Genomic DNA, 24,878 nt, shown 5'->3' on the forward strand with positions numbered 1-24,878 from the left:
AACGAGCCGCTAGCGGCCTTACTGCTTCTGGACAGTTAGGAGTCGAAAGTCTCCATCCGCTCATCGGGCGCGCAACTGTTAATCGAACAGCGGATCTGGGCCGTGAGCCGCCCGCTGAAGGCAATGGAGTGACGGAAAACAGACTTCGGCCCATCTCGCCTCTGACGCCGCTACAACGCAATAAATCGTTGCGCAGGCCACGCGAATCAAAAACTCACAAAGCCTCGCTTGAGCGAAGCGAGCCTGGAAGCGATCTCCTTTGCCCGCTTAGGATCCGGCATCCTGTGGCGGTCTGAGGGGTTAACCAACGAACCTTCTACAAGGTTTGATCGGCGAATGTACAGGCTCCGGTCATTCCTAATTTTGGCCATCACGTGTCACCCAAGAACGTACGAATATCACTGTCAGTCACGGTACGGCACATAGCCTTGACACGTCGCTCAGTGCCCGCAGCAGACTTCTTTGAACATGTAGCGTTACCCGTTGCATCAACCTCAAGCCTGATGTTTGTTCCTTTTTCGTTCTTTTCCCAAATGCGTACTCCGTTGTTCTCTGTCAACTGCCAATCCAGCTCAGGGCCATCAATCAGGGCCAGCGCGTTTGCCGCCTCAACGGCGCTCCGATATCGCTCTGTCGGGTTAACCTTGAGACACTTCTTAATCACTGAGCGCAGTCGCGACGGCACATGTGGGGGGAAAGCCTTCCGATCAGGAAACTTTCCGCCCATCACATCCGCAATAAATGCATCCTTATCGGTATAGCGTCGAAACTGCCGGTTGAACTCCTCATTGCCAACGCACATCCGATAGAGCGTTAGTCCCATCTGGTAGACGTCGTATGTCAAATCGAATGCGGAATGGCCGGCTAGCACCTCGGGCGGAACCATGGGAGTATAGAACTTGCCAGGATGCGCCACACCTCCCGTCATCTGCTTCGCCAAACCGAAGTCCGACAGCATCGCGTCGCCTCGGTCGGAAAGCAGGATATTGTCCGGCTTCACGTCGAAATGAATAAGTCCCTTTGAGTGAATGTTGTGCAGACCGCTAAGGGTTTGGCAGGCCAGCGTGACGATCCTGCGCACAGTCAGATGCGCTTTCTGTGAAATTAGAGGCTTAACTGAGCCCTTCGAGTAAAAGGGCATGGCGATGAAAACGTACGATGCGTCTTGGCACGCATAGTGGAGCTGGACCACATTCGGATGAGTGCTTGCATACAGCGCACGTGACTCGTTGAAAAAGTCGTGGGCAGAAGCGAGGCTCGCTTTTGCGATTTGCTTGATCACGATTTCGGCGTTCAACTGGAGGTCGTGGGCCGTGAACGTCTTGGAGTTTTTTCCATCTTGACCAATCTCGGTGATTTTCTTGAAGGAGACTTGACCAACGTCATACGGATTAAGCATGGACCGCCCCCATAGCACAAAGGATCGCTTCCCGCTCAATGCTAGAATGCTGCGACCAGTTCTCTATCCCGAGATCCTTTACCCCTGTCGTCAAGAGCTTAAACTCGGTCCGTTCCATGCCGAGCCGAGCGCTAATCGAGGAAATTTGCCCAACATAGTAGGCGTAGACCGTGCTGCTCGCGAAAGCCTCCTGCACGACGCCTTCGATCTGGATGCGCTCGACGCTCATGCCCTGCGCATTGGGCTCGGTCACCCGGACGCCGGCCTGCGCCACTGAATACTCGCGCAGCACGTCCAACAGATTGCTGCGGAGATATTTCAGTCCCTCCGGAACCGTGAAGGCACTTGGAATTTTGATATCCTCGACGTTGAGAACTTCCTGTGCATCGCTGTCGAATATTGCGAAGGTGAGTCCATTCGGCTGCGCGCGGATGCCGATCGTAATCATGCGCACTGTCTCCCAGAGCTCCTAGCCGATCTCGGCTGCACAGCTATTCGTCTACATACGACCTTATAATTTCGCTATTGAAATAACTTAACCGGCATCGGATATCTTGTAAGGCGATCGAGCGCACAAGCGTTGAACCGTTGCGGACTGGCCGATTTCCGGCGAGTGATGCGAAAGCCTGCCTCGCACACCGACAGATTGGAAATTGGAGCGATTGCGACTTTTGTCGGCCGCAACGGGTCGCACGCGACGCAGGCGGTTATCGTTCCCCAATAGTGAAAGTCTCGACGAAACCGCGACCCCTCACTTCGTCAAAGAGCTTCAGCGCCAGATCTGCCTTCGGCATCCATACCCGTCCGGTTTCGACTGCCAGCGAAACAGGAAGCACCGGAAATACATTGATCATCTTACCTTCGCCGTAACGAACCTTAATGTCTCGGTATACACCGCGCATGACCTTTCGAAATGCAGCCAGGTCTTCTGGTCGCCTTACAACATCATTTCCCGGTTCGGGAATCGAGAGCGACCAAATCTCCGCGTCCGCACCGAGAACATCACGGATGCGCGCCTCATTTACGGGCGCGCTAACCGCAAGCTTTAAGGCGATCTGACCATTCGTAGCGGCCTGCGGCTCATGCACGATGAATTCTAGAGGGGCCCCGTCCTCAGCCCATCGCCAACCTTTCGGCTCGCGGTGAAGCTGACGAACATCCGTCGCAACAATATCGCCGAGGAGCCGGCCTAGTTCAATCAATAGCGGCTGAGGTGCCAAGCCGAACACTGACAGGTGTCGGACTTCGCGCGACTCTATGCGGCCGCGGACCTTGGTTGCAAATTGGCGTCCGAGGTTCTCGCGGTGGAAAGCCCAATAGGCCAGCTCATGATCCTGGATGGCGCAGCCGAGCATTTCCAGGTCGAGCGTCTGTCGGCCAGTTGCGGGATAGCGATCCGGGAGCATCGCTATGCTCATTTGCTCATAAGCGACGGGCGATTCGTGCTGACCTATATTGGCGGCATATCGCAGTACATGAGATGCGCGATCACCATCGATGTCAGTAGCGATTGCATTTCGACGTTCGTGGTCAGCCTTGATGGCGAGGAGTCTAGATTCTGGGAAATCACCTACTTGATCTACGTCGATCACCTTGTGATGAACGCCGCACAGAAGCATTAGATTGCTTGGGTCATTGCATAACGCCGGAGACCGGACAGGATCGCCACGGGGGCCGCCCGGAATATCTGCCACGATGTGCGCGATGAATCCAAAATTGCGATCCTCCAGGCCCGTGATCAGATCGCCGGTCAGGTCCTGATTGCAGCCTGGAAACATGCAGCGCCCTGCTGCACGCGCCCAAATCGCGTTGCGAACCCGAGGAGAAACGCCCTTTGTACGAGCCATCATTCGCGCCTTCCAAAAGACCGGCGACGCCGGCGGGCTCCAACCTCGGGATGCTCACCTCCACCTTTCCAGTCGTCGGAGATTAGCCACTCCTCAAAATAGAAGAGCCACAACGCGATCCAAGGTACGACCGTCTCATCGAGCCGCATCCAGTCTTGCCATTCGAACGTCCGGGGTAAGTAGAGACAAAGGCGGGTCGGCTTTTGTGAATAGACATGCGGAATCGAGCGCCCGTCAGCCAGGAGGACTAGGTCCGGGTCTTCGACAAAGACGCGAGGCACCAATCCTTGGCGATATTCAAGCCTCACCCGGTAGTTTCGGCTGAGCGGTGTCGGCCGCATCGAGAAATGCCAGATCAGGCCGCCGGCATGCAGCGAGCCCTCGCCTGCACACGTGGGATTACGGCGCAGATGCGCGAACTGCTGGGCAGCTGTGAGCAGACGAGGGGCGTTCGGGATCACCGCAGTGGCGCGCCAAAGAAGGTATTGGCGCGAACCGGCACGGACGTGGCCGCGACGCTGAGGCCGGCGGTGGGTGCGAGGCCGAGCAAGCCAGTTCGCCGGGCCGTCGCCACCTCTTCGTTGATGCGCCCAAATACATTATCGACCGGGGCGGCACCAAACGCGTCGCGAAGCCCCTTGTTGAGCCTGTCCATCCCCTCGATTTCGTTCAGGGCATCAAGATCGGCCGACAGTCGTCGATGCCAGGAGAAAAACGCTTCCGCTCGTTCGGGGTGCTTATTCCATTTCTCTGCGAAGTTCTCTCCGGCCGTCGTGTCGTTCCAGATGAACCACTGGGGCTGGCCGTCAACTCGGCGCTCTTCGATGAAGGCCGGCATGTGGCGAACGACTTCACAGGCGAGATCAAGTTCCAACTCATACACCTTCGCGGCAACGCAATACTCATAGGACCAAGCCGCCAGAGTAGTGATGATGACCGAGATCGGTGCCAAGCACGGATCCAAATCGACGAAGTGGATGTCCCGGTGCCGCTTGCCGATCTGCACCATTCGGCGAAGCACACCCTTGAAGCCTGTAGCGACCGGATAGGGTTCGACATTCGCGTCGGCCCGCTTGGCGTCGAACTGGAGGGACTTGTTCAACCGGAACTGAGGCTTGAGCGCGGCACGGCGCTCAAACTCACGCTTGTAGCCTTTGGGGTTAGAAGCTTTCCAGCAGCGAAGCGCCTTGTCCGGCACCAACTCGCCGCCGTTTGAACACTGCGCATTGGGTATCGCGGGCGTGATATCCATGTGAAATTCATTGGCATAGACCAGGCGCCAGCAGCGCGGCATCTCCTCGAGCAGTGGAGCGTAATGGCCATTCTCACGCAGACGGTCGCCAATCGCCTTTTTGAGAACAGCTGGTTCGACTGCCTCACAGGATGGACGATGGGCGACAAGATCGACGTCGTGCTCGTTGTGCCCGATCGGCTTGACGGTTGTCCCGAGCGCGGTCGAGCCCTGGAGATAGATGTAGAGATCCCGCAGCATCGACACGCCGCTGGAGGCAAGCCATCGACCAGCAGCCTCATAGCGCTGCTGTGCAAGTTCGCGCTGGTAAGGACTGATTTCCAAGCCTCCCATCATTTCGTCAAGGATGGTTACAATCCGCGCTTTGCGGTCGAACCCTGCATGATCAAGCAACATTGATAATCTCCAAGGGCCGAGTCTGCTTGGGAAACGGCCCCGCGCAGCCGGATCCGATTTTATGGTTCAGCCGCGCGGCGGATTCGGGTCGTTACCGTGGCTATCGCTGCTAGCGATGCGACCATCCCGATTGTGGATGCGCAGTTCAGTGCCTTGGTTGCGGCTTATTTCGCGCCCGCGGTCGACTGCCTGTGCCTTCGTGTCGAAGTGGCCGCTCGCGCGCTCCCCTCCGCCGCGCTTCACATCCCAGCCCCCAGCTGGGTTCGGTACCACATGATGAGACTTCGGTCCTTTGGCCATTACGACTTCCTGAAAAAAGGCGATACAACTTATATCGCTACTCCGAACAAACTGGATATTTGCTGTTTGCTTGTCAAGGTGCTAAAGTACGCCTAGTCCGAACATAACCTGACCCGGAGAAAAATGACATCCGCGAACCCCCTCGGCGACCGCATTCGCAATCTGCGCAAGGAGAAGGGTCTGACGCTTGATCGGCTCGCTGAGCAAAGCGGGTCGAGCAAAAGCTACATTTGGGAGCTGGAGAACAAAAGCCCACCTCGACCTTCCGCCGAGAAGCTAGCGAAGATCGCTGACAAGCTCGGGACCACCATAGAATTCCTGCTTCAGGGAGAAACTTCCCAGGAAAAGGCTGCCGACGCCCATTTCTACCGCAGCTATCAAAAGATGGATGAGCCGACCAAAGCTAAGATCCGACAGATGGTCCAGTTGTGGGGTGATGACGAGTGACCCCTCCGTCGTCCGCTAATCGTTGGGCGGCGGACCTAACGCGGATGCTGGATCAGGTCTATGCGGATGGCTTAGGGCGGTTTCCAGTCGATGTGCCGGTAATCGCTCGCGACTTCAGCGCGCACCGGTTCTCCAAAGATGCGATTACCCTGGTGAAAGGCGCAAGCCTCGGAGAATTTGACGGCGCTCTTTATCGGGCTCCTACCGGCAAATCAGGTTGGGGAATCATTTACAACGACGCGATTGCTTCCAAAGGCCGGATCAATTTTACTCTCGCCCATGAATTCGGTCACTATCTGTTGCACCGCTTAGAACATCCTGATGGTATAGAGTGCGGCCAGCAGGACATTGTGCGATGGGACGCCGCATATCGCGAGATCGAGCAGCAAGCGAATTGCTTCGCTGCGGGGCTGCTAATGCCATTGAACGATTTCCGAACCCAAATTCCAGCAAAGGCGCGGCCTACACTCGATGATCTCGCTGCCTGTGGCGAACGCTACGGGGTATCGCTGATTGCGGCAACGTTGCGCTGGGTCGAATATGCCGAACGCCGGTCGGTACTCGTTGTTTCGCGTGACGGGTTCATCCTCTGGGCACGCTCCAGTAAAAGCGCGCTCAAGACGGGTGCCTTTTATCGAACGGTGAATCGGGCACCTATCGAGGTGCCGACGGCCTCGCTCGCGGCAACCGCAGGCTTTGGCGGAGGGAAACTGGTCGCCGAACATGACAGGGCCTGGTTCGGCGAACCCTCAACCGAAGTCGCGCTTGTATCCGACCACTATGATTTCACGATATCGCTCGTCCATCTCGGCGACGCCGTCTGGCGTCCTTGGGACGATTCAGAAGAAGAGCCCGATACTTTTGATTTGATGCAGCGTGGCTAGAGTATGGCTCGCGCACCGAGAATTCAGGAAGGCGCGACCCGCCGAATTGGTGAAATCTGGGGCCAGCAACGCATCCCCGTTCTCCTTCGACCGCACAAGGAGCCGCCCCTATTTGTGCGTCTCCCATATGCGGTCGACAATCGCGCCTGGCTTCAGGCGTGCGGCAGGATCAATCCCAAAAGCGTCCGCAGCCCTAAAACCGGCAAGACCCATTGGGAAGTTCCTATGGCCTGGTTCGGACCGCTCATTCGCCGCTGCGTTACGCGATATGGTCGAGTGTATGTCGTTCAGCCGCTTAATCGGGCGGAGATTTGCGCGGAATCCTGTTGGAACGCCAAACGCGATCTCTGTGAATGCTCTTGCCTCGGCACCAATCACGGCGGCGGCAAGCCTGAGGGAAATTGGAAAGAAATCAGCGAAGCCTTCGCCATTCAGTGGTCTGGCGGCGAACTCGCCTGTCGCTTGATCGTTCGCTTATCAATGTAGCCAACGGTTGTCAGCGCTCGATGCTTCGCCGGACCTTTGAAAGGCGATTTTTGAGGCGGGCAAGAGCGGGGTCGAAGGGAAAGAAGGGCGCAAAGCGGACATTACCCTATCGGCGGGATTTGTCCGTTATCTGGTTGGCGCTGCTCCGGAGCCGACCGAGCAGAAAGTCGAAGAGTTTCGGGCGCCGTCAGGCGTACGAAAGCCTGACATGTACGACCCGCGGTGCCGCCAGCGATGAGTTATGGGGATTTCGGTTTTCGGTGCAGCCTGTATGCCGCTGAGGCGATCACGGGGCATAGGGATCTGTCCATTGTCAGGTCATTCCGATGGTGATCCGGAACAGCCAGACGCCGCGTTTCGCCTGGTTTTAATCGTCCTTTCCCGTCGGAGATGCCGACACGCACAAGGATGATCGTGTCCCGCGAGGGCGGTCTCGCGGGGGAGATTACGGATGAGTCATGCCGGGTCATGACACAAGCTCCCGGGCAGGTAGAGTCGCCATCGGTGGAGCGCGAGGCTGCCGCCACCGCTCGAAGGTCTCGATGATGACCATGTGACCGCCGCAGCATGGGCATGGCGGGCGCGGATCGGCCGGATCTTCGGCACTGTGCTCCTCGGGTTCGGTCGCGACATCGAGCAGTTGGCGGGCGAGGGCGAGGTTGTTCTTGCGGGCAGAGCTGGCGAGCAGGCCATAATGCCGGATGCGGTGGAAGCCACGCGGCAGGACGTGGAGCAGGAATCGGCGGATAAACTCATCGGCTGCAAGCGTCATGACGCGCTGGCGATTGGCGCCGTCCTTGCGATAGTCCTTATAGCCAAGGGTAACGCTGGCGCCGTCAAAGGCCAGGAGGCGCCGGTTCGATATGGCAACGCGGTGAGTGTAACGCGACAGATAGGCGAGCACCGCCTCCGGTCCGGCGAAGGGTGGTTTGGCATAGACCACCCAGCGCTTCTTTCGGACGGGAGCGATATGACGTAGGAAGGCCCGTCGTTCAGCGAGCGGAGCAAGTGATCCGAAGAAGGCGAGCTTGCCGGCATGGTGCAACTGGATCAGCCGGGTGAGGTACAGCCGACGGAACAGCGCGCCCAGAACCCGCACGGGCAGTAGGAACGCGAGGCGCGACGATATCCACCGTGTCCCGCCTGGCGCGATGCCACCGCCCGGCACGATCATATGCACATGTGGATGGTGGGTCATCGCCGAACCCCACGTGTGGAGCACCGCAGTGATGCCGATGCGGGCGCCAAGATGCCTGGTGTCGGCTGCGATCGTCAGCATCGTCTCCGAGGCAGTTCGGAACAGCAGGTCGTAGAGCAGCGCTTTGTTGTGGAAGGCGATGTCGGCGATCTCCGCGGGTAGCGTGAAGACGACATGGAAGTAGCCGACGGGCAGCAGATCGGCCTCGCGCTCCGCCAGCCAGGTGCGCGCGGCTGCACCCTGGCACTTGGGGCAGTGCCGGTTCCGACAGCTGGTATATGCGATCCGCCAATGCCCGCAGTCCTCGCAGGCTTCGACATGACCGCCCAGGGCAGCGGTGCGACAGTTCTCGATCGCCGTCATCACCTTGAGCTGTGTGAGGCTCAGATGCCCGGCATGGGCGGCACGATAGGCCGGTCCAACCGCACGGAAGATGTCGGCGACCTCATGGCCGGCGCGCAACGGCTCAACCGTCCGGCGAGACCTGTGCCTGTGGCGCCGGGAGCAAAGCCAGCTTGTCGAGCGGACTGATGACGGCGCGCGCAGTCCGGGTCGCAACCTTGGTATAAAATGCCGTGGTCTCCAGCTTTGCGTGTCCCAGCAATGCCTGGATGACGCGGATGTTGACGCCGTCCTCCAGCAAATGCGTGGCAAAGCTATGCCGCAAAGTGTGGGGCCCGACCTTCTTGGTGATGCCGGCCGCATGCGCGGCTTCAACGACGATCCGATGGAGATGGCGCGTGCTGATCGGCTTCATCTCATGCTGTCCGGGAAACAGCCAGCCATCGGCGTGCATCACACCCTGCTGTCGTCCGACCTTCCACCACTCGCGTAACAGGATGAGCAGATCGGCCGGGAGGATCGCATTGCGATATTGCCCGCCTTTGCCGCGCTCTACCCGGAGCAACATCCGCTCGCTGTCGATGTCACGAACCTTGAGCATCGCCACCTCGGCGACGCGCAGGCCTGCGCCGTAAGCAACGGATAGCGCGGCCTGATGCTTGAGGCAGGTGGTTGCGTCGAGCAGACGTGCAACCTCATCGGGGCTGAGGACGACGGGCAAGGCCCGTGGATGCTTGACCGTAAATAGCTTGCGGGAAAGGTCAGGTCGATCGAGCGTGTGCGTGAAGAAGAAGCGCAACGCCGCGACGATGCTGTTCATGGTCGGAACGCCAATGCCCGAAGCCCGCTGATCGATCTGGAACTGCCGCAGATCTTCAGCTGTCGCGGTATCTGGCGGCCGCCCCAGGTAGGTTGCAAACCGCGCAACATCGCGAGCATAGTTGCGCTGCGTCTCCCTCGCGTACCGACGCATGTTCATGTCGTCGATCATACGCTGGCGCAGTGAGGTGGCGGGAACTTGGGAAAGATAGCTGCTCATCGTTCGGCTCCTTGGTTGAAAGGAGTCGTGATGCTCTGCCTACCCCGAGCAGCGCTCAACTGTAGCGCCATTCTCAGATCATCAATGGGACTTTCAATCCAGGTGCCCATCCCGCGTCAGCGGGTTCGTACAAGTCCCATTAGCCGACGGCCGTCCTGGTACCGGATTTGGAGCAAAACCGACCCGGGAGCACCAAGGGCAACTCATCGCTTCGTTCACTCTCACGAAATCGCGGAGATGAGTGAACGGGAGGCTGTCGGCTTTTCGGTTATGGCTTAGAAAGCCAAATATTCTGATCTCAGGAAGGCAAATCTGCCTCTCTTACTTTTGGTCGGCTTTCCCGGGTTGCACGTAGCCAAGTGCTCTTATCTTCGGGATCACTGGCGACAATCACATAGTCGTCATAAACTTCCATCAGCGTACCTGCGAACGGAAAGCCTTCAAGGCTACCATCGACTCGATAGCTGACCATATCGCCAACAGCAAAGCTTGCAGGCTCTGTGTTGAACGTGAACGGACAACTGCCTTCACCCATACCTTGCATTCGCACGTACTCGCAATCGTTGCGGAATACATAGCATAGTCTTGTCATGTTTCCTCGGCAAGCCTGAGCCCCGAGAACGGCTGCCTACCGTCTGGCAATGGCGCGTATGAGAAGCTCGAAGTTGCCTTTTAATGGCAGCTATAGCCAGTTGCCTTCTCCGAAGCAGACCGATCAGAAAGCCCCATTTTTAGTCGATGCCCACGCTGTTCGGCGGAATGCAAATACCCTCAGATTCAATGGGCAAGCTTCAGGGTGCCAGCCGCCTTACGAATTATGGGGTGCAAGCAAGCACCTGCAATGGTACGATTCTTTGATGCGGACCGATCTGGACCATTTACCCTCCCATAAGCAGCGGGAGCTCGAAAGGATAAGGCAGATCATCTTCGAGGAATTCGAAGATGCCCTTTCGCTCGCCCGGCATGATTGGAAAAAGAAGGGCCGCATCCTCAAGGTAATACTGTACGGGAGCTATGCGCGCGGTGGCTGGGTGGATGAACCACATACCGCCAAGGGCTACCAATCGGACTATGATCTCCTGATCATCGTGAACGATCAGCGCCTGACTGACCGGGTTACTTACTGGTCCAAGCTCGATCAGCGCCTCAACCTGGAAATCATGGTTACAAGGGCGCTGAGGACACCCGTCAACTTCATCGTTCATACCCTCCAGGAAGTGAACGACGGCCTCGCCCACGGACGCTACTTCTTCATGGACGTGGCGCGCGACGGTATCGCTTTGTATGACGCTGACGGGACCGACCTCCACAAGCCACAGCCGAAGACGCCGCAGCAGGCGCTCGCGATGGCGCAGGAATATTATGACGAATGGTTTCCTACCGCCATGCAACGTTACGAGGTTGCGAAGTTCTCGATTAAGCAAGGCTATCTCAAACCGGCCGCCTTCGACCTCCATCAAGCGACCGAATTTTTGTATCACTGCGTTCTTCTAGTCTGCACATTTTACACGCCCCATGTGCACAATCTTGGCTTCCTGCGTACGCAGGCTGAGCGTGTTGATCGACGCCTCGCTTATGTCTGGCCATCAGACACGCGGCGTGACCGGGCAATGTTCGAAAAGCTCAAGGAAGCCTATGTGAAGGCCCGCTATTCCAAGCATTATCGTGTCACAGAGGAACAGCTCGAGTGGCTGGCTTCGCAGATCGAGGAGCTCGGCCGGGTAGTGCATAGCGTCTGTACCGAGCGTCTGGCCGCCCTGGAGGCTGACGTACGTCTGGCAGGCTAGTTTTTTCTGCTCTTGCCTTCCTTCTCCTAAATTGGCAGCCTTGACGGCGCATTCGTACTTACTGGCAAGCGAATGCGGGTTCATCCCTGCCAGCCATCATTCGCACCTGTCCTGGTCGGACGGGTGGCCGTATCGGGATAAGGCGCAGACCGCGCTGGACGGCGGCGACCATCGCTGAACTGAGGGTCCGGCTTTGCTGGGCATTCGGTGTGCCGCGTGGACGCCTCCCATGCCAAGTTGTTTCACCGCTGATCCCTCGAGGCTGCCATGAGCAGCCGCCGCGACAACGCCCCTGCCTCGCAGCGGCCGGTCCGGTCCCAACTGGACGCACTATTCCGCGAGGAAGCCCCTCGCCTGCTCTCCTTTTTTCGGCGGACAACCGGTGATGCCGATGCTGCCTCCGATCTGCTGCAGGAAAGCTTCGCCCGCATTGCGCGCCTTCCCAGCCTTGCCCAGATCCGTCGTCCGGCAGCCTATCTGCAGCGGGTGGCGCGGAACCTCCTCCTCGATCGTCATCAGGAGAAAGCATCTCGGGGTTGGAGTCACGAGCCGCTGCACGAAGACGTCGGCCTCGCCGTCGCCCCATCGCAGGAAGCCGAAATGGAGGCCCGGCAATTGCTGGAGCTCTACGAAGCGGCTCTGTCAACGCTTTCGCCGCGCAGCCGGGAGATCTTCCTGTTGAGCCGCAGGGATGGCCTCACGTACAAGCAAATCCAGGCATCCACAGGGCTCAGCATGGGGACGGTTGAATATCACATGATGCGCGCAATCGCGCATATCAATCGGCGCTTCGACGCGCATGGCTGAGCCTATATCGCCAGAAGATGAGGTCGTGCACGACGCGGCAGCGATCTGGGTCGCGCGCATGCAGCGGCCGGACGCTGATCGGTTCAGACGCGAATTCGAGGCCTGGCTGGCTGCCGACCCACGCCATCGCGGGGCCTACAACAAGGCCGCCGCTCGCTTTCACGACGCCCGCCTGCTGGTGCACTCCTCCCGCTGGGGTTCAAGGCGAAGCGCTCAGCCTCGACATGGCGTGGCCGTTCTCGCCCTTACCGGTCTGCTGCTCGCCGCGGCCCTCCTCCTGATCTGGCGCCTGTGGTCGCCGGCTGGCGGCAGTCTCGATGCGAGCAAATCAGCCTCGACGCAAGCCATACGGCTCACCCTGAACAATCCGCGGGGTGCCGTCGCGCGACGTCCCCTGCCGGATGGTTCAGTGGTCACGCTTGATACGGCAACCGGTCTCCAGGTCGCATTCACTGCCAAGAGGAGGGAGTTCTGGCTTCAGAGCGGCCGCGTCCGCTTCACGGTCGCCCATGATCGGCGTCCGTTCGTCGTACATGCCGCCGGCAGCAGCGTGACGGCTACAGGAACCATGTTCGATGTCACGGTGGCGCAAGGTGGACAGGTCATGGTCACCTTGCTGGAGGGCAAAGTTCTCGTTCGAACCTCTGCCGGACCTGAAAGGCCGGGTCTGCTGAAGGCGGGCTACAGCCTCACTCTCGATCCGAACGTCCCTCTCCCCTCGCCAGCCCTGGCGGACAGGCAGGCCGCCCAATGGCCGACCGGGATGATGTCCTTCGAGGCCGCCCGGTTGTACGATGTCGTCGCCATGGCGAACCGCTACGCGCCACATCCAATTCGTCTCGCCGAGCCTTCGCTCGGTGAAGCTCAGGTGTCCGGGCGGTTCCGTATCGATAATGCCAGCCGGCTTGCCACCAATCTCGCCCGTTATCTCGATCTCGACGTCCAGCGGCAATCCGACGGCGGGATCCTTCTCGCGCCGTAAAAAAATTTTCACTGCCCCCTAAGGTACACGACACTTTTCCTGTCGATGTCCCCGGAGCGAGCTTCAAACGAAGCCGCCGACATCAAGGGGGCAGACTATGCGCATAGTGAGAATAGTTCGTTCGGTGCTTCTGACAGGCAGTGCCGTGGCAATCCTGGCGGGGCTGCAGATGGCGCAGGCGCAGAGCGAGCTGCCGGTAGACTATAGTCAACCGAGGCAGCCCCTGGCCGACGCATTACGGCAAGTCGGCGCGACGTCCGGATGGGAAATATTCTTCGCGCCGGCAGACGTCCGTGGCCGCACCGCACCCGCCCTCGTCGGCCGTTTCGAGGTGCGCGAAGCTGTAGACCTGCTGCTGCGCGGGACAGGGCTGAGCGCCACTTACACAGAAGGAGCCATTCAGGTTCGGGGGCGAGGGACGGCGGCGGAAGGGCCTGGTGAAAGCCCTTCCGCCGAGAACATCGTGGTGACCGGATCGCGTCTACGCGGGGCCATCTCGGCTTCAAAGCAGGTTACGCTCAGCCAGCAGGAGATCAGGGACGCGGGCCAGGCCGATCTTGGCGAAGCGATCCGGTCGATCCCGCAGAATTTCAACGGCGGTACAAATCCAGGCATCGCGCTCGGCACCGTGGGTGAGCAGAATTCCAACCTGGGTGGGGGATCATCGCTCAATTTGCGCGGGCTCGGCCAGGACGCCACCCTGACGCTGCTCAATGGCAAGCGGCTCTCCTATGGAGCAGCCTATCAGGCGGTCGATGTGTCCAGCATCCCGCTCGACGCTGTCGACCGCATCGAAGTCGTCGTGGACGGGACATCCGCCATCTATGGCTCGGATGCGGTAGGCGGGGTCGCCAACATCATTTTGAAGCGCGACTATGAGGGGGTGACAACATCGGCGCGGCTGGCGGCGGCGAGCGACGGCGGCTATGTGCGGCAGCAATATGCGGCGGTAGCGGGAACGCGATGGTCGGGCGGTGGCCTGATCGTCGGCTATGATTTCTCCCGCAATACGCCGGTGACCGCTCGCCAGCGTTCCTACACGTCCCGCCTGGACGATAGCACGACCCTTTGGCCGTATCAGCGGCAACATGCCGTTATCGGCAGCCTCCACCAGGATATCCTCCCCGGCGTGGAGCTGCAGTTCGACGGTCTCTACAGTAGGCGTTCGACCGAGAGCTTCTATGCCTTCTCGACCACTGGCAATTACAAGGCCCTAGGATCTTCCACCCGGTCCGAAGTCGAAGCATTTACCCTCTCGCCTGAACTCCTGATCCGCCTTGGAGACAATTGGTCCTCATCGCTCCAGATGGTCTATGGGCGCGATCGTACCAAGTGGAACAGTCCCCAATATTCGGGCGGCAAGGCTTTGGCCACGATCGAGGGATGCTATTGCAACAGCAGCTTCGGCATCGAGGCCAATGTCGAAGGGCGGCTTGCAACCTTGCCTGGGGGCGATCTCCGGCTGGCGCTTGGGGGCGGCTATCGGTCGAACAAGATGGATTACGCGCGCACCACGTCCTTTGCCGCCGGCGCACCGACCGCGCAAAGCTTCGAGGTCTCGCGCGACAGCTATTATGCCTTTGCCGAGGCGCAGCTGCCGCTGGTTTCTCCGGCCCAGGACATGCCTCTGGTCCACCGACTTGTTCTCACGGGTGCTCTACGCTATGAAGATTATCCGGGCATGGCGCAGGTCGCCACGCCAAAATTGGGTATCGTCTTTGCGCCCCTTCCCGACCTTGATCTCAAGGGCAGCTGGGGCCGGTCCTTCAAGGCGCCTACGCTCTACCAGCAATATCTGACCGGATTTACATGGCTGTACAATGCAGCGCCCTATGGAGCCGGCCTGCCTGCCGGATCAACCGTGCTGTTCCTGCGCGGCGGCGATCCGGGTCTGCGCCCGGAAAAGGCGCAAACATGGTCCATCTCAGCCGCCTTGCATCCTCGCTCCCTCCCTGGATTTGAGTTCGACATCGGATATTTTAGCGTCCGCTACAGCGATCGCGTGGTTCAGCCGATCGCCTCGGGCAGCGGCGTGCTCGACAATCCGGTCTATGCCGACCTTATCACCCGCAATCCCAGCCTCGCTGCGCAGAACGCCGCGATCGCCTATTCCTCCGTCGGGCTGCAGAATCTCTCCGGCGGGCCCTATGTGCCAGGCAACGTCGTCGCCATCATCGATAACCGTTATGCGAATGTTTCGCTGCAGAAGGCGAGCGGCGTGGACATTGCAGCGCGCTATGCGAGTCAGCTGACGAACGGCGGGCGGCTGAGCGTTCAGGCCGACGCCACCTTCCTCTCGAGCACGCGCGAAGTGGTCTCCGGCCAGGGCGAGGTACAACTGGCCGGCACGGTCTTCAATCCACCCAAGTTCCGCGGACGCGGCGGCATCACCTACGCACAGGAGGGCCTCATGCTGTCGGTCTGGCTCAGCCATGTGGGCAGTCTGCTCGACACGCGCCGCACGCCGCGCCGCAGGATAGAAGGACAGACAAGCCTCGATCTCAACTGGCGCTACGCGGTTCCACAGAACCGGTCGTTACTGGGAGGCGTGGAATTCAGCGTTGGCGTTGCCAATCTGCTCAACGACAAACCCACCATCATCCGGACGACGGCGGCCTATGATGTGCCCTTCGACTCCACCAACTATTCGGTTCTCGGCCGCACCTTCAGCGTCGGACTACGCAAGACATGGTGAGCGTCACCCTCGCGCTTCTGGCATCGGTCACAGCTGCCCCTTCCCCGGCGCTAGGCGTCGCCTCCCATTGCCAACAGCTGGAACCAGCCCGAACCGCAACTGCCGCGTCAAAGCGGCGGTTCGTAGAAACAGCCGACCTCCTCCGCCTGCGCGATGTGGGCCGCGGCGAGGACGGGCTGTGGGACGACAGCCCGATCGCCGTGTCGCCCGACGGAAAATCTATTGCCTTCCAGGTGCGCCAGGCTGATCCGCAAAGCAACAGCTACTGCCTGGCCATGTATCTTCTCCCCATCGGGTCGCAGGCTGCTCTGGGGAGAGTCGATGCCGGCGGGCAATTGCTCACCGGCACGATGAGCATCCGGGGACTCGCGGCAGTCCCTTTGGGCACGGCCAAAACGGTCGTGCCCCGCTGGTCCCCGGATGGGACCGCCATCGCCTATCTCAGGGGCGATGGCGGTCCCGCACAGCTCTGGCTTGCCAAGCGCGACGGCAGCGACGCTCGCGCGCTAACGACGAGCGCGATCGACATAGAGGACTTCCGATGGGCACCCGATGGCAGGAGCTTCTATGTCGCGACACGACCAGCGCTCGAAGCAGGTGATCGCGCGATCCGTGAAGAAGGACTGAGCGGCTTTCATTTCGACAACCGTTTCTCACCCGCCATGCGATCACGCCCCTTCGTCCGCGAGCCGGCGCCGCTGGAGTGGGCCTTATTCGATCCCCAGACGGGCACAAGGACGCCCGTCACCCCAAAGATGGCTGACGGGCTCAATGGTCTGACAACAGATCCCCGCCTTCCTGCTGGGCCCAAGCAATATCATGGCGGGCGGGTGGCCTGGGCGTCGCAGCGCGCCGCCCGATTCAATGCGCCGCGCGTACTGCATATCTCCTCGCCGGACGGGCCGGCCAGTGTGTGCGACATGCCGCAGTGCGAGGGCGTGGTCACCTTTGGCTGGACCCGCCAGGGCGATGCGCTCTGGTATGTTCGACGGCAAGGCTTCGCCCTTGAAGAGATGGCGATCTACCTCTGGCGTCCAGGACAACCACCCAGACTGGTTCATGCCGTGACCGGCATTCTGTCAGGTTGCGTCGGGGCGCCTGACGCTGTTTTGTGCATCGAAGAAACCGCCGCGCAACCGCAGCGCATCATGCGCTATGAGTTGGCCAGCGGAGCCCAGTCCCTCCTTCTCGACCTCAATCCCGAATTTCGATCCATCGCCCTTGGTCCTGTGCGCCGCCTGCATGTGAAGACCGATTATGGCGTGGGGGCCTTCGCCGACCTTGTCCTGCCGCCCGATCACCGCGCAGGCCAGCGTCACCCTCTGATCGTCGTGCAATATCAATCCCGCGGCTTCCTTCGCGGCGGGACCGGCGATGAAGCACCGATCTTCGCTTTGGCGCGCCAGGGCATGGCAGTGCTCAGCTTCAACCGGCCCAAGGATTATTATACCGATCCCGCGCCCGCCTGGAGCGACTTCCTTCGCGCAGTGCAGCATGACAGGATCGACCGGCGCAACATCCTCAGCGCGCTGGATCGTCTGATCGACGCAGCCGTGGCGACAGGTACGGCAGATCCGGAGCGCCTCGGTATCTGGGGGCTGAGCGATGGCGCATCCACCGCCCAATATGCCCTCCTCAACAGCCGCCACAGCTTCAAAGCGGTTTCGCTGGCGACATGTTGCGAGGATCCCAACACTTACGCCCTTCTCGGCGGTCCCGTGCTCCAGGACTTTCTACGTCAGCTCGGCTATCCCTCCTGGGGTGGCGAAGGCGATCCCTGGGCGGCCTATTCGCTCGCGCAAAATGCGCGCCGCGTCACAGTTCCCTTTCTCCTCCAGCTTGCGGACAGCGAATATATGAAGAGCCTGGAGATGGCGTCGGCCTTTCGCGACCTGGCACGTCCAGTGGAGATGTATGTGTTTCCTGACGAGCGGCATATCAAATGGCAACCGGCGCACCGCGCGGCGATCTATGAGCGCAACATCGATTGGTTTCGTTTCTGGCTCTTGGGCGACATGGACGATAGTCCCGCCAAGCAAGAACAATATCATCGCTGGAAGGAGATGAAAGACGAGCGCAACGTCCGCTGAAAGTCATGCCGACCATTTGCGCGCCCAGGCTTCGGCATTTCCCAGTTCAAGAACACGCAACTGGTGCCGATGGTTAGGATTAGCCGACATGAGGACAGTGTCGATGGGCTCGATATCGATGATCCCCTGCCGATGGAGCAAGCCGTTGTGCAGCATCTCGCGCAACAGCGCGCGATGTCGTTCGAATATCTCGAGGATGAAGCTGTCCGGCCGCCCCTTGGACGTACGCCGAATGAGCGCCTCGGGCAGTCGATCCGCAAAGGCTTGACGCGCAACGGATCGGTTTACCCCGCCCTCGTACCAGCGCCAGCTTGGGATGGAGAGGCAGAGCTCGACGATGGGTTGCGACAGCAGCGGCATGATCGTCGGAGGGAAGTCCGGACGGCGATGCCGCTCTAGGTGGTTGTGGAAGCGCAGAAGCAGAGCGATATGAAGCGCCTTGCCGGGAAGCGCATCGTCTGGCGCATCGAGCCAGGGATGGTTGAACGATAGTGGCTCTGCCTCAACCGCCGTTGCAATGAACAAATCATCGCCTTTCCAGCGATAGCCCTTGTGCCTCCCCCATCGCTTGCCCAGCGCCTTTGTCACTATGGCGGGCAGGCTAGCGCCCGTAACTCGATGGATGTCCCGTGCCGTGGCGAAAACGCCTGCCCCGAAGCCTTCCTGAAGCCAGCGGTCGACGACAGGGGAGGCAGAGTGCGCGTAGCAGAAGACATTATCTCCGCCGCCGCCGCTGAAGATCGCCCCCCGTCCGTCGCCGTCCACCCGCGCGAATGTTCCTTTTACAGCCGCTTCGATCGCCTGGACGAAGTAATTTCCCGTCGGCCGGGGCAGATGGGCGGCGTGGCTGCGCCGGGGATCAACTGCACTGATGGCGAAAAATTGTTCCTCGACATCATAGCTGCAATGCTCGGCGGCAAGTCGCGCATAGCCACGTTCGTCCCCGCCGGGACCTGCTGTTGCAAGAGTGTAGAGGCTTGGTTTCACATGCGCCGATTTGAGCGCCGCAAGAACGATCGAGGAATCCAGTCCGCCAGAAATGCCCATCAGGATCTGGTCATAGCTGCGCGCCCATGCCGTGACGCAATTGCCAACGGTCCGGGAGAGAAGCGCGGCAGCGCTTTCCCGCTGCAGGCGTTGATCGGGCCCGACATGCGCCCAGGGCGACCAGACAGGCTCCATCTCTCGATGTGCACCTAAGGTCAGCCGGCATCCCGGCAGGAGTTCGTGCAGCCCTTCAAGACAGGTATGGGTCCCACGAAAATCGCCGGAGCGCAAATGACGCGCGAGGGCAGCCCAATCCACCCGGCAGGAGACAAGCCCAGCGTCACTCAGTAATTCCGGCTCGTTGGTGACAGCGACGCCACCATCTCCGATCGCACAATGGTAGCAGGCGAGCATGCCCGAGGGATCGCGGATGATCGAAACTGCGCGGCCGCCGCTTTCGGCAATGACGGCGACGTAGGCGCCCCAGCAATGGTCGAGGAGCCACCGCCCCCTGGAGCGGATAATCTCCCTGCGTGCCGCAGGGTCGAGCTGCCGCAGCGGCCGATTGTCGATGCGCGAGAAGAGCTTTCCGATCACCGCAATCTCTGCGTCAGGATCGAGAGCGAGATCGCCTGCGCTCGCCGCCAGGAGCAGGTTTTCGCCGGACCACACAAGAGGCAGGCCTGCCAGTGCGGTCGGCATGCCCAGCACCCTGCTGTTTGTCCGGCCCGTTATGAGGAGATAGCGCGCCGTCATGGCGCCGACAGGATCGGGACGAAACCCGCCACCACATCAGGCTCATCGATCAACAGTGCCTCGTCCGTTTGGACCCAGCAATGGGCATGGAAAGGCCGAGCCGCCACGCCGAACACCAAACGCGCGCGGACGCCCTTGCGGCGCAGGTAGAGGACCAGCGCAAGCCCCTTCCAAAGGCACCGGTCCTGCCGCGAGATGACAGCATCGCTTTTCCGGAAGGCTGCAACCAGGGACGCGACATCAGCCGAACGGTCAAAACGCGGCAGCTCGGGTTTGAGCGCGCGCAAGATCCGGTGCAGAGGCTGGATCCGCAGGCGCGCATAGGCGTCCACATGCGCATGGCAAACTGCTGCAAGATCGCGCGCCGAACAGGTCGACGCGGAGGCATCGATCATATTGCTGGGTACCTGGAGGACGAAGGGCGCGATGGAAGCCGGCTCCTTGCTCTTCTCTAACAGCGCCTCCAGCGGCGTTCCTGCAATGTCTCTGGGAACCGCCACACCTCCTACCATCCTGGCAAGCAGTTCCGCCGCGCTCGACGAAAGCGCAAAATAGCGGTCTCTTGGCACATCCAGAAAGATCACTTCACTCCCGACTAAGCAGAAGCTCAGGCCATCTCGCAAGCGATAGGGCATGGTCTGAAACAGCCGTTGGTGGCGCACGCCCGTTACGGCGTGCGCCTCTTCGGTCAGTCGTCGCTGAGGCCGCCTGCAATATTCTGCAGGCCCTCGGTATCGACCCCACCGAAGCCGGGGCCCTTGGTTTCCACGCTGGCTGCACCGAGGTCGATCAGCGCAATGTCTTCACGTTCGATCGTCTTTTCCATGACATGCTCCTGTTGGAAGTGCCGTGATCAGTTACGGCAAGGTGGAGGCTAGGAGCCGGCCTGCATTATAGGAATTTTATAATAGGATTATATTCGCGCCTCACTGCGACTTTCAGCCTATCAGCTTGCATGCTGCGTCGCGACCGCGGCACAGAACAGGGCCGGCAGGCGGGGAGTATCACCGGGCCTTGGACTGTGCCGTTGCGTGACAAGTACGGGCGCCTTTAGCAAAGCCTGGACATTCGCGCCCGCAACCCGGTGACCCCGCACCGTCATGAACGTTGCGCGCGAATATCAACAAAATTGTCCCGACAAGGCAACCGCTTGGCTCCGGAGCAGGAGCAACGCAGGGCGATTTCCATACCAAATTGTCGGCATTTCAAGTCCAGCGCTCACGCGGAATTCTTCCTTTCACCTGCCGGAGCCGGCGAATCGGGAGATGCTGCGGATGATCGAACTTCGTCATCTTCACTATGTCATCGCGACAGCCGAGCTCGGCAGCTTCAATCGCGCGGCAGCCCGCTTCAATATCAAGCAGTCCACGCTAAGCGAGCGGGTCCGTGACCTTGAGATCCGTCTGGGCATTTCTCTGTTTGAACGGTCATCCCGTGGCGTGTCGCTCACCCGCGCTGGCCGCAACTTCCTGTCCGGCGCCCGCCGTATTGTCGCGGAGGTCGAGGCGATGCGGCGCCATGCCGCCGCCTTTCGCGCGGGCAAGCTTGGTCTTTTGATGATAGGCATGGCTGGCGCCGTCTCCCGGCCAGAGGTCGATGAGTTGTTGGTCGCTTTCACCCGCGCTCACAAGGACGTCTCGCTTGAAACCTGCCGAGGATCGCACGCTGGTCTAAGCGATGGCCTTGGCAGCGGAAAGCTTGATGCGCTCATTACCACTCACGATGTGGTGGGTCGCAACCTGGAGAGCACGCTGCTGGCGAGCGGGCGCCTTCTTGCCGTGGTCGATGCCAATGGGCCCTTTGGCATGCGAGAGCATCTGAGCTGGAGCGACCTCCTCGACAGCGATATCCTTCTTCCTGCCGGCGCGCGAGGGGAGGACCTCAAAAACAAAGCGTTGCGTTCCCTTCCGCGAAGTGGCGCCTCCCCCACAAGGATCGTGGAACAGGGGCTCAGTCCAAGCGCCGTGATACGGCTCATCGAAGGCGATGCCGCCACCTTGATCACGGAAGCAGACCTGCCGCTCGTAGCCCCCCCGCGCCGCGCGCTCCCCATTTACGAGCAGACGGGTCTCGCCCGCCTTCCCTCCATCCTCTCCTGGTCGAGGGCAAACAGAAACCCTGCCCTCGCCGCCCTCACGAGCATGGTGACTGCCGGACACATCCAATGATCAGGAGCGCGGCAATGTCCGTCGCAATCGGGCGAACGCTCGGTCGGCGGCCATGAACCGCTCCATCATAGGCGCAATCAAGCGCTCAGGAGCAAGTGGGGGGCGCCCGTCTGCGCTGCGTGCACCTGCGCGTAGTCGCACAGGGTTCGATAGAGCGCGCCCGGCAACTCGACCGTACATTTCACAGGCTTTTCATCGGGAATGGCGCCCAGCCTCAGATCGTTCATGATTGTTCCTCCGATGTGTCGAAGATGAGGTCGCGCTTGATGATCACCCGCAGGGGATGCCCAGGCCGGATGGTCAACGTGGGCGGGATTCCGATCTCGCGCTGCACGATCTGGTTGCCGGCCTGAACTACGCTATTCTGTCCGCCCCGCCGCAGCGCCCGGACCAGCGCACTCTCCTCATCATTCGAGCCGAGCTCCCCGCCGATGCCGAGCAGCGTCGAAAGGGCCGCCGCGCCAAGGACATTGCCCCAATGGCGATTCACCCGATCCTGCAGCCCGGAAAAACCGGCGGCATCCGCGCCAGGCAAGCGGTCCAGCGCCAGGGAAGCGCCGCCCGGCAACAGCAGCCTTGTCCAGACCATCATCACCCGTGTCTGTCCTGCTTCGAGATCCGAATCATATTCTCCCAACAATTTCGACCCCTGCGGGATGAGCAATATCCTTCCGGTGAGGCTGTCATAGACATTCTCGGTGACCTGCGCCGTCAGTTGCCCGGGCAGATCCGATCGTATGCCCGTCATCAGGGCAGCGGGCAGCACCGAACCCGCCTGAAGGATGAGCCGCGAGGCCGCTGCTTTCACACGCGCGGTACTGACTGCAGGCTCCGGCTCGCCACCTGCAAGAAAGGCGCGTTTCGCTGCCTGACCCCGACCAAGGGCCGCCTCACCGCCACCTGCGGGCCTCGTGCCAGGAAAAGCGATCTGCTGCGGCGTATCCTGTGCCGCACGCCCCCCTCCACCAAGAAAAAGTCCGCTTGAACGGGCGGCGTCCTGCTCCTCCGCACGGCGGTCGATCGGCCGCGCGACAGGAGGGCGTGAGCCCGTAGGGTCCATCGGCGCCGCCTCGCCCGTCCACCTCTCTCGTTGCTGGGCCGCCAAAATCGGCCGGCCAAGATCACCGGGGAGCGGCGGCCCGATTTTGGGTACGTCGCTATAGTCGCGAGGGCCATTCACGAGCGATGCAGCGCCCGGCCTTCCGGCTTCGGCGAGCAGCTCTGGCGGCGATTGCAAGGTGCGGGGCGCCAAGGCATAGACGAGTACCCCGCCGATGCTGAGCCCTGCCACCGCAGCGATTGTCAGGAGCGCCTTTTTGGACAAGCGGGCGACGACGGGCCGCTCCCCCTGCAGCCGGAATGCGGCCGACGCCGGAGCAGAAGGCCCCTGCTGATCCTCGCTCATCGCCGCGCTTCCTGGCGCCTGATCTGAACGCTTTGCGCTCCCCTTCTGTCTCCCAGGCGCAGCTCCGCCCTGTCGAACAGACGATCCACAATCATGTAGCGTCCTTGGACCCGATAGTTGACGAGCTCCGCGCCGCCGCCCTGCCCCAGGATGAAGAGCGGCGGCATCACGTCCTGCCCGACACTTTGGGGAAATTCGACAAAGGCCTGGCGTCCATCGTCGAAGACCCGAACAGGGCGCCAGCGGGGCCGATCGCCCGAAAGCTTGTAGCCGAAGAAGAGCCTGGCCGGCTCGATGTCCCTCGCCACCTGCGACGCCGCGCCCGGCGCCGCAGCCTTCCCCCTGATGACGACAAGCCCGTCCTGCGGATAGGTCCAGCTCACCGACGCCATATAGGTGCGCGATGTCGCACGCAGCTCGACATGATAGGTGCGGCGATCGGTGTTGATGAGCAGATTGGTGGCGATGTCTGGGCGGGTAGGCTTGATCAGTATGTGCACCCGCTCGCCCTCGGGGCTGCCGCTCACCGTATCGCCGATAATCCAGCGCGCCGTGTCGCCGGCGGCGACCGGACCTGTGCCAAAGAGCTTTTCTCCTGGCTGCAGCATGATGTCCGTAATCTGCCCAGGGCTCGCATAGACCTGGAACAGCGACCCCTCGGTCCAGGCAAAGACCTGCATCGCGTTCACAAAGCCGCTACGCACAGGCTGCATGCGGGCATCTTCGTTGGCGCGGACAACCTGCTGACGCGCGGTCCGTTCGGGCGCGCCCGCCTGATTTTCGCTCTTCGATACGTGCCGCCCCCCCACCAGTGGCTTCCGCGCCGAACCGGAGGGCCGAGCCTCGGCCGCGATGGGCACCACAGTCGCAGGAGCGGCCACAGCGCCCGACAGGAGGAGGATTGTCAGACTTTGAAGACCTAAAGTCATTGCGCAAGCTCCTTTGACCAGTTGATCGCCGTGACAAGCAGACCGAGCGGATTGCGCCGCAAGGCTTCCGCCGTCCGTGGTTGTTTCACACTGACGGACAATATCGCCGACCAGCGGCTGCTCTCCTCCAGAGCCCCGTCCCGGTATCGCCGTTCCGTCCAAGCCACGCGGAAACTGTCATCGCTCGCGCGGATCACGCTGGAAATATCCACCGCAACCTGCACCTTGCCGACCTGCGCGAAAGGGTCATTGGTGCGCGCATAGCCATTTAGCATCTGCGCTCCTTTTTCGGAGGTGAAGTCGTAGGCTCGAAGCCAGTTCTGCCGCAGAACCACGGCATCAGCCGGAAGGCCGCGGACATTCTCGATGAACCGACCGAGGTGAAAGGCTATTTGCGGATCAGTGGGACGATAGTCTCGCTCCGCCGGTGCAACCGCCCGGGCCTCGCCAAGCCTATCCACTTCGACGATCCAGGGCGTCACGGTTCCGCGTGCGCTCTGCCAGACGAGGGCTGCCGAAACTCCCCCCGCCAACGACAATGCGGCAAAGCAGGCGAGCCGCCAGCTATGCGCCTGAACGCGCGCCGATCCGATGCGATCGTCCCAGACCTGCGCGGCTCTTTGATAGGGCGTCACAAGCTCGGGTGTGCGCCCATAGCGAACCGATGATCGTTTGAACATGG

Annotated in this window: 23 protein-coding genes and 1 pseudogene; 8 read left to right on the forward strand and 16 right to left on the reverse strand. The window is 60.8% G+C overall.

All coding sequences use genetic code 11. The features are described from left to right. Positions 1-370: 370 nt before the first annotated feature. From ACWNC0_RS15825 to ACWNC0_RS15850, 6 genes are all read right to left on the reverse strand, one after another. Complete coding sequence (locus tag ACWNC0_RS15825; RefSeq protein ID WP_449472961.1) at positions 371-1,399, reverse strand: serine/threonine-protein kinase; 1,029 nt, start codon at positions 1,397-1,399, stop codon at positions 371-373. After that, positions 1,392-1,847, reverse strand: coding sequence for a hypothetical protein (locus ACWNC0_RS15830; RefSeq protein ID WP_449472962.1), 456 nt, complete (start codon positions 1,845-1,847; stop codon positions 1,392-1,394). Before ACWNC0_RS15830 ends, ACWNC0_RS15825 begins: the two co-directional genes overlap by 8 nt. Before the next feature lie 259 nt (positions 1,848-2,106). Further along, positions 2,107-3,246 carry an SAVED domain-containing protein gene (locus tag ACWNC0_RS15835; RefSeq protein ID WP_449472963.1) on the reverse strand — a complete coding sequence of 380 codons (1,140 nt, stop codon included), beginning with the start codon at positions 3,244-3,246 and terminating at the stop codon, positions 2,107-2,109. Next, positions 3,246-3,707, reverse strand: coding sequence for a hypothetical protein (locus ACWNC0_RS15840; RefSeq protein WP_449472964.1), 462 nt, complete (start codon positions 3,705-3,707; stop codon positions 3,246-3,248). The genes ACWNC0_RS15835 and ACWNC0_RS15840 overlap by 1 nt, the downstream gene beginning before the upstream one ends. Further along, positions 3,704-4,894: a nucleotidyltransferase domain-containing protein gene (locus ACWNC0_RS15845; protein WP_449472966.1), complete on the reverse strand. Its 1,191-nt coding sequence runs from the start codon at positions 4,892-4,894 to the stop codon at positions 3,704-3,706. Before ACWNC0_RS15845 ends, ACWNC0_RS15840 begins: the two co-directional genes overlap by 4 nt. 66 nt (positions 4,895-4,960) lie before the next feature. After that, positions 4,961-5,194: a DUF2188 domain-containing protein gene (locus ACWNC0_RS15850; RefSeq protein ID WP_449472968.1), complete on the reverse strand. Its 234-nt coding sequence runs from the start codon at positions 5,192-5,194 to the stop codon at positions 4,961-4,963. A 123-nt stretch (positions 5,195-5,317) separates the two neighbouring features. Here ACWNC0_RS15850 and ACWNC0_RS15855 point away from each other — a divergent pair, with 123 nt between their 5' ends. Both ACWNC0_RS15855 and ACWNC0_RS15860 read left to right on the forward strand, forming a co-directional pair. Continuing rightward, a complete protein-coding gene (locus ACWNC0_RS15855; RefSeq protein WP_449472970.1) occupies positions 5,318-5,641 on the forward strand; it encodes a helix-turn-helix domain-containing protein in 324 nt (107 codons plus the stop codon). Positions 5,642-5,685: 44 nt separating this feature from the next. Then, positions 5,686-6,525, forward strand: coding sequence for an ImmA/IrrE family metallo-endopeptidase (locus ACWNC0_RS15860; protein WP_449472972.1), 840 nt, complete (start codon positions 5,686-5,688; stop codon positions 6,523-6,525). A 952-nt stretch (positions 6,526-7,477) separates the two neighbouring features. On the opposite strand, the gene ACWNC0_RS15865 is transcribed toward ACWNC0_RS15860, so the two are convergent. The 3 genes from ACWNC0_RS15865 to ACWNC0_RS15875 all read right to left on the reverse strand — a co-directional run bounded on the left by ACWNC0_RS15865 (position 7,478) and on the right by ACWNC0_RS15875 (position 10,134). Beyond that, positions 7,478-8,671 (reverse strand): IS91 family transposase, encoded by a 1,194-nt coding sequence (locus ACWNC0_RS15865; RefSeq protein WP_449472974.1) that lies wholly within the window; start codon positions 8,669-8,671, stop codon positions 7,478-7,480. Between the two features lie 4 nt (positions 8,672-8,675). After that, the gene (locus tag ACWNC0_RS15870; RefSeq protein ID WP_449472976.1) at positions 8,676-9,590 is read right to left on the reverse strand and encodes a tyrosine-type recombinase/integrase; all 915 of its coding nucleotides are present in this window, start codon (positions 9,588-9,590) and stop codon (positions 8,676-8,678) included. A gap of 298 nt (positions 9,591-9,888) precedes the next feature. After that, positions 9,889-10,134 carry a hypothetical protein gene (locus tag ACWNC0_RS15875; RefSeq protein WP_449472977.1) on the reverse strand — a complete coding sequence of 82 codons (246 nt, stop codon included), beginning with the start codon at positions 10,132-10,134 and terminating at the stop codon, positions 9,889-9,891. A 313-nt stretch (positions 10,135-10,447) separates the two neighbouring features. On the opposite strand from ACWNC0_RS15875, the gene ACWNC0_RS15880 reads away from it, so the two are divergent. From ACWNC0_RS15880 to ACWNC0_RS15900, 5 genes are all read left to right on the forward strand, one after another. After that, positions 10,448-11,377 (forward strand): HEPN domain-containing protein, encoded by a 930-nt coding sequence (locus tag ACWNC0_RS15880; RefSeq protein ID WP_449474635.1) that lies wholly within the window; start codon positions 10,448-10,450, stop codon positions 11,375-11,377. A gap of 267 nt (positions 11,378-11,644) precedes the next feature. Beyond that, complete coding sequence (locus ACWNC0_RS15885; protein WP_449472979.1) at positions 11,645-12,184, forward strand: RNA polymerase sigma factor; 540 nt, start codon at positions 11,645-11,647, stop codon at positions 12,182-12,184. Then, positions 12,177-13,166, forward strand: coding sequence for a FecR family protein (locus ACWNC0_RS15890; RefSeq protein ID WP_449472980.1), 990 nt, complete (start codon positions 12,177-12,179; stop codon positions 13,164-13,166). Before ACWNC0_RS15885 ends, ACWNC0_RS15890 begins: the two co-directional genes overlap by 8 nt. Positions 13,167-13,263: 97 nt before the next feature. Beyond that, positions 13,264-15,861 (forward strand): TonB-dependent receptor domain-containing protein, encoded by a 2,598-nt coding sequence (locus ACWNC0_RS15895; protein WP_449472981.1) that lies wholly within the window; start codon positions 13,264-13,266, stop codon positions 15,859-15,861. Next, positions 15,855-17,951: an Atxe2 family lasso peptide isopeptidase gene (locus ACWNC0_RS15900; RefSeq protein WP_449472983.1), complete on the forward strand. Its 2,097-nt coding sequence runs from the start codon at positions 15,855-15,857 to the stop codon at positions 17,949-17,951. The genes ACWNC0_RS15895 and ACWNC0_RS15900 overlap by 7 nt, the downstream gene beginning before the upstream one ends. A 3-nt stretch (positions 17,952-17,954) precedes the next feature. Here ACWNC0_RS15900 and ACWNC0_RS15905 read toward each other — a convergent pair whose 3' ends face one another. The 3 genes from ACWNC0_RS15905 to ACWNC0_RS15915 form a co-directional block, all read right to left on the reverse strand. Then, on the reverse strand, positions 17,955-19,640 hold the full coding sequence (locus tag ACWNC0_RS15905; protein ID WP_449472985.1) for an asparagine synthase-related protein: 1,686 nt from the start codon (positions 19,638-19,640) through the stop codon (positions 17,955-17,957). A gap of 50 nt (positions 19,641-19,690) precedes the next feature. Further along, on the reverse strand, positions 19,691-20,278 hold the full coding sequence (locus ACWNC0_RS15910) for a lasso peptide biosynthesis B2 protein (RefSeq protein ID WP_449472986.1): 588 nt from the start codon (positions 20,276-20,278) through the stop codon (positions 19,691-19,693). 104 nt (positions 20,279-20,382) lie between these two features. Further along, positions 20,383-20,520, reverse strand: a complete 138-nt coding sequence (locus tag ACWNC0_RS15915; RefSeq protein ID WP_449472988.1) for a benenodin family lasso peptide — start codon at positions 20,518-20,520, stop codon at positions 20,383-20,385. A 448-nt stretch (positions 20,521-20,968) separates the two neighbouring features. Between ACWNC0_RS15915 and ACWNC0_RS15920 the strand changes: the two genes are divergently transcribed. After that, positions 20,969-21,862: a LysR family transcriptional regulator gene (locus ACWNC0_RS15920; protein WP_449472989.1), complete on the forward strand. Its 894-nt coding sequence runs from the start codon at positions 20,969-20,971 to the stop codon at positions 21,860-21,862. Here the strand turns inward: ACWNC0_RS15920 and ACWNC0_RS15925 are convergent. The 4 genes and pseudogenes from ACWNC0_RS15925 to trbF form a co-directional block, all read right to left on the reverse strand. Beyond that, positions 21,863-22,089 (reverse strand): annotated as a pseudogene (locus ACWNC0_RS15925) (DUF2274 domain-containing protein). Then, a complete protein-coding gene (locus ACWNC0_RS15930) occupies positions 22,086-23,267 on the reverse strand; it encodes a TrbI/VirB10 family protein (protein WP_449472991.1) in 1,182 nt (393 codons plus the stop codon). The pseudogene ACWNC0_RS15925 and the gene ACWNC0_RS15930 overlap by 4 nt, the downstream one beginning before the upstream one ends. Beyond that, the gene (gene trbG, locus ACWNC0_RS15935; RefSeq protein ID WP_449472992.1) at positions 23,264-24,196 is read right to left on the reverse strand and encodes a P-type conjugative transfer protein TrbG; all 933 of its coding nucleotides are present in this window, start codon (positions 24,194-24,196) and stop codon (positions 23,264-23,266) included. The genes ACWNC0_RS15930 and trbG overlap by 4 nt, the downstream gene beginning before the upstream one ends. Next, positions 24,193-24,876: a conjugal transfer protein TrbF gene (gene trbF / locus ACWNC0_RS15940; RefSeq protein WP_449472993.1), complete on the reverse strand. Its 684-nt coding sequence runs from the start codon at positions 24,874-24,876 to the stop codon at positions 24,193-24,195. Before trbF ends, trbG begins: the two co-directional genes overlap by 4 nt. Between the last annotated feature and the right edge of the window lie 2 nt (positions 24,877-24,878).

It is taken from the genome of Sphingobium chungangianum (assembly GCF_977014255.1).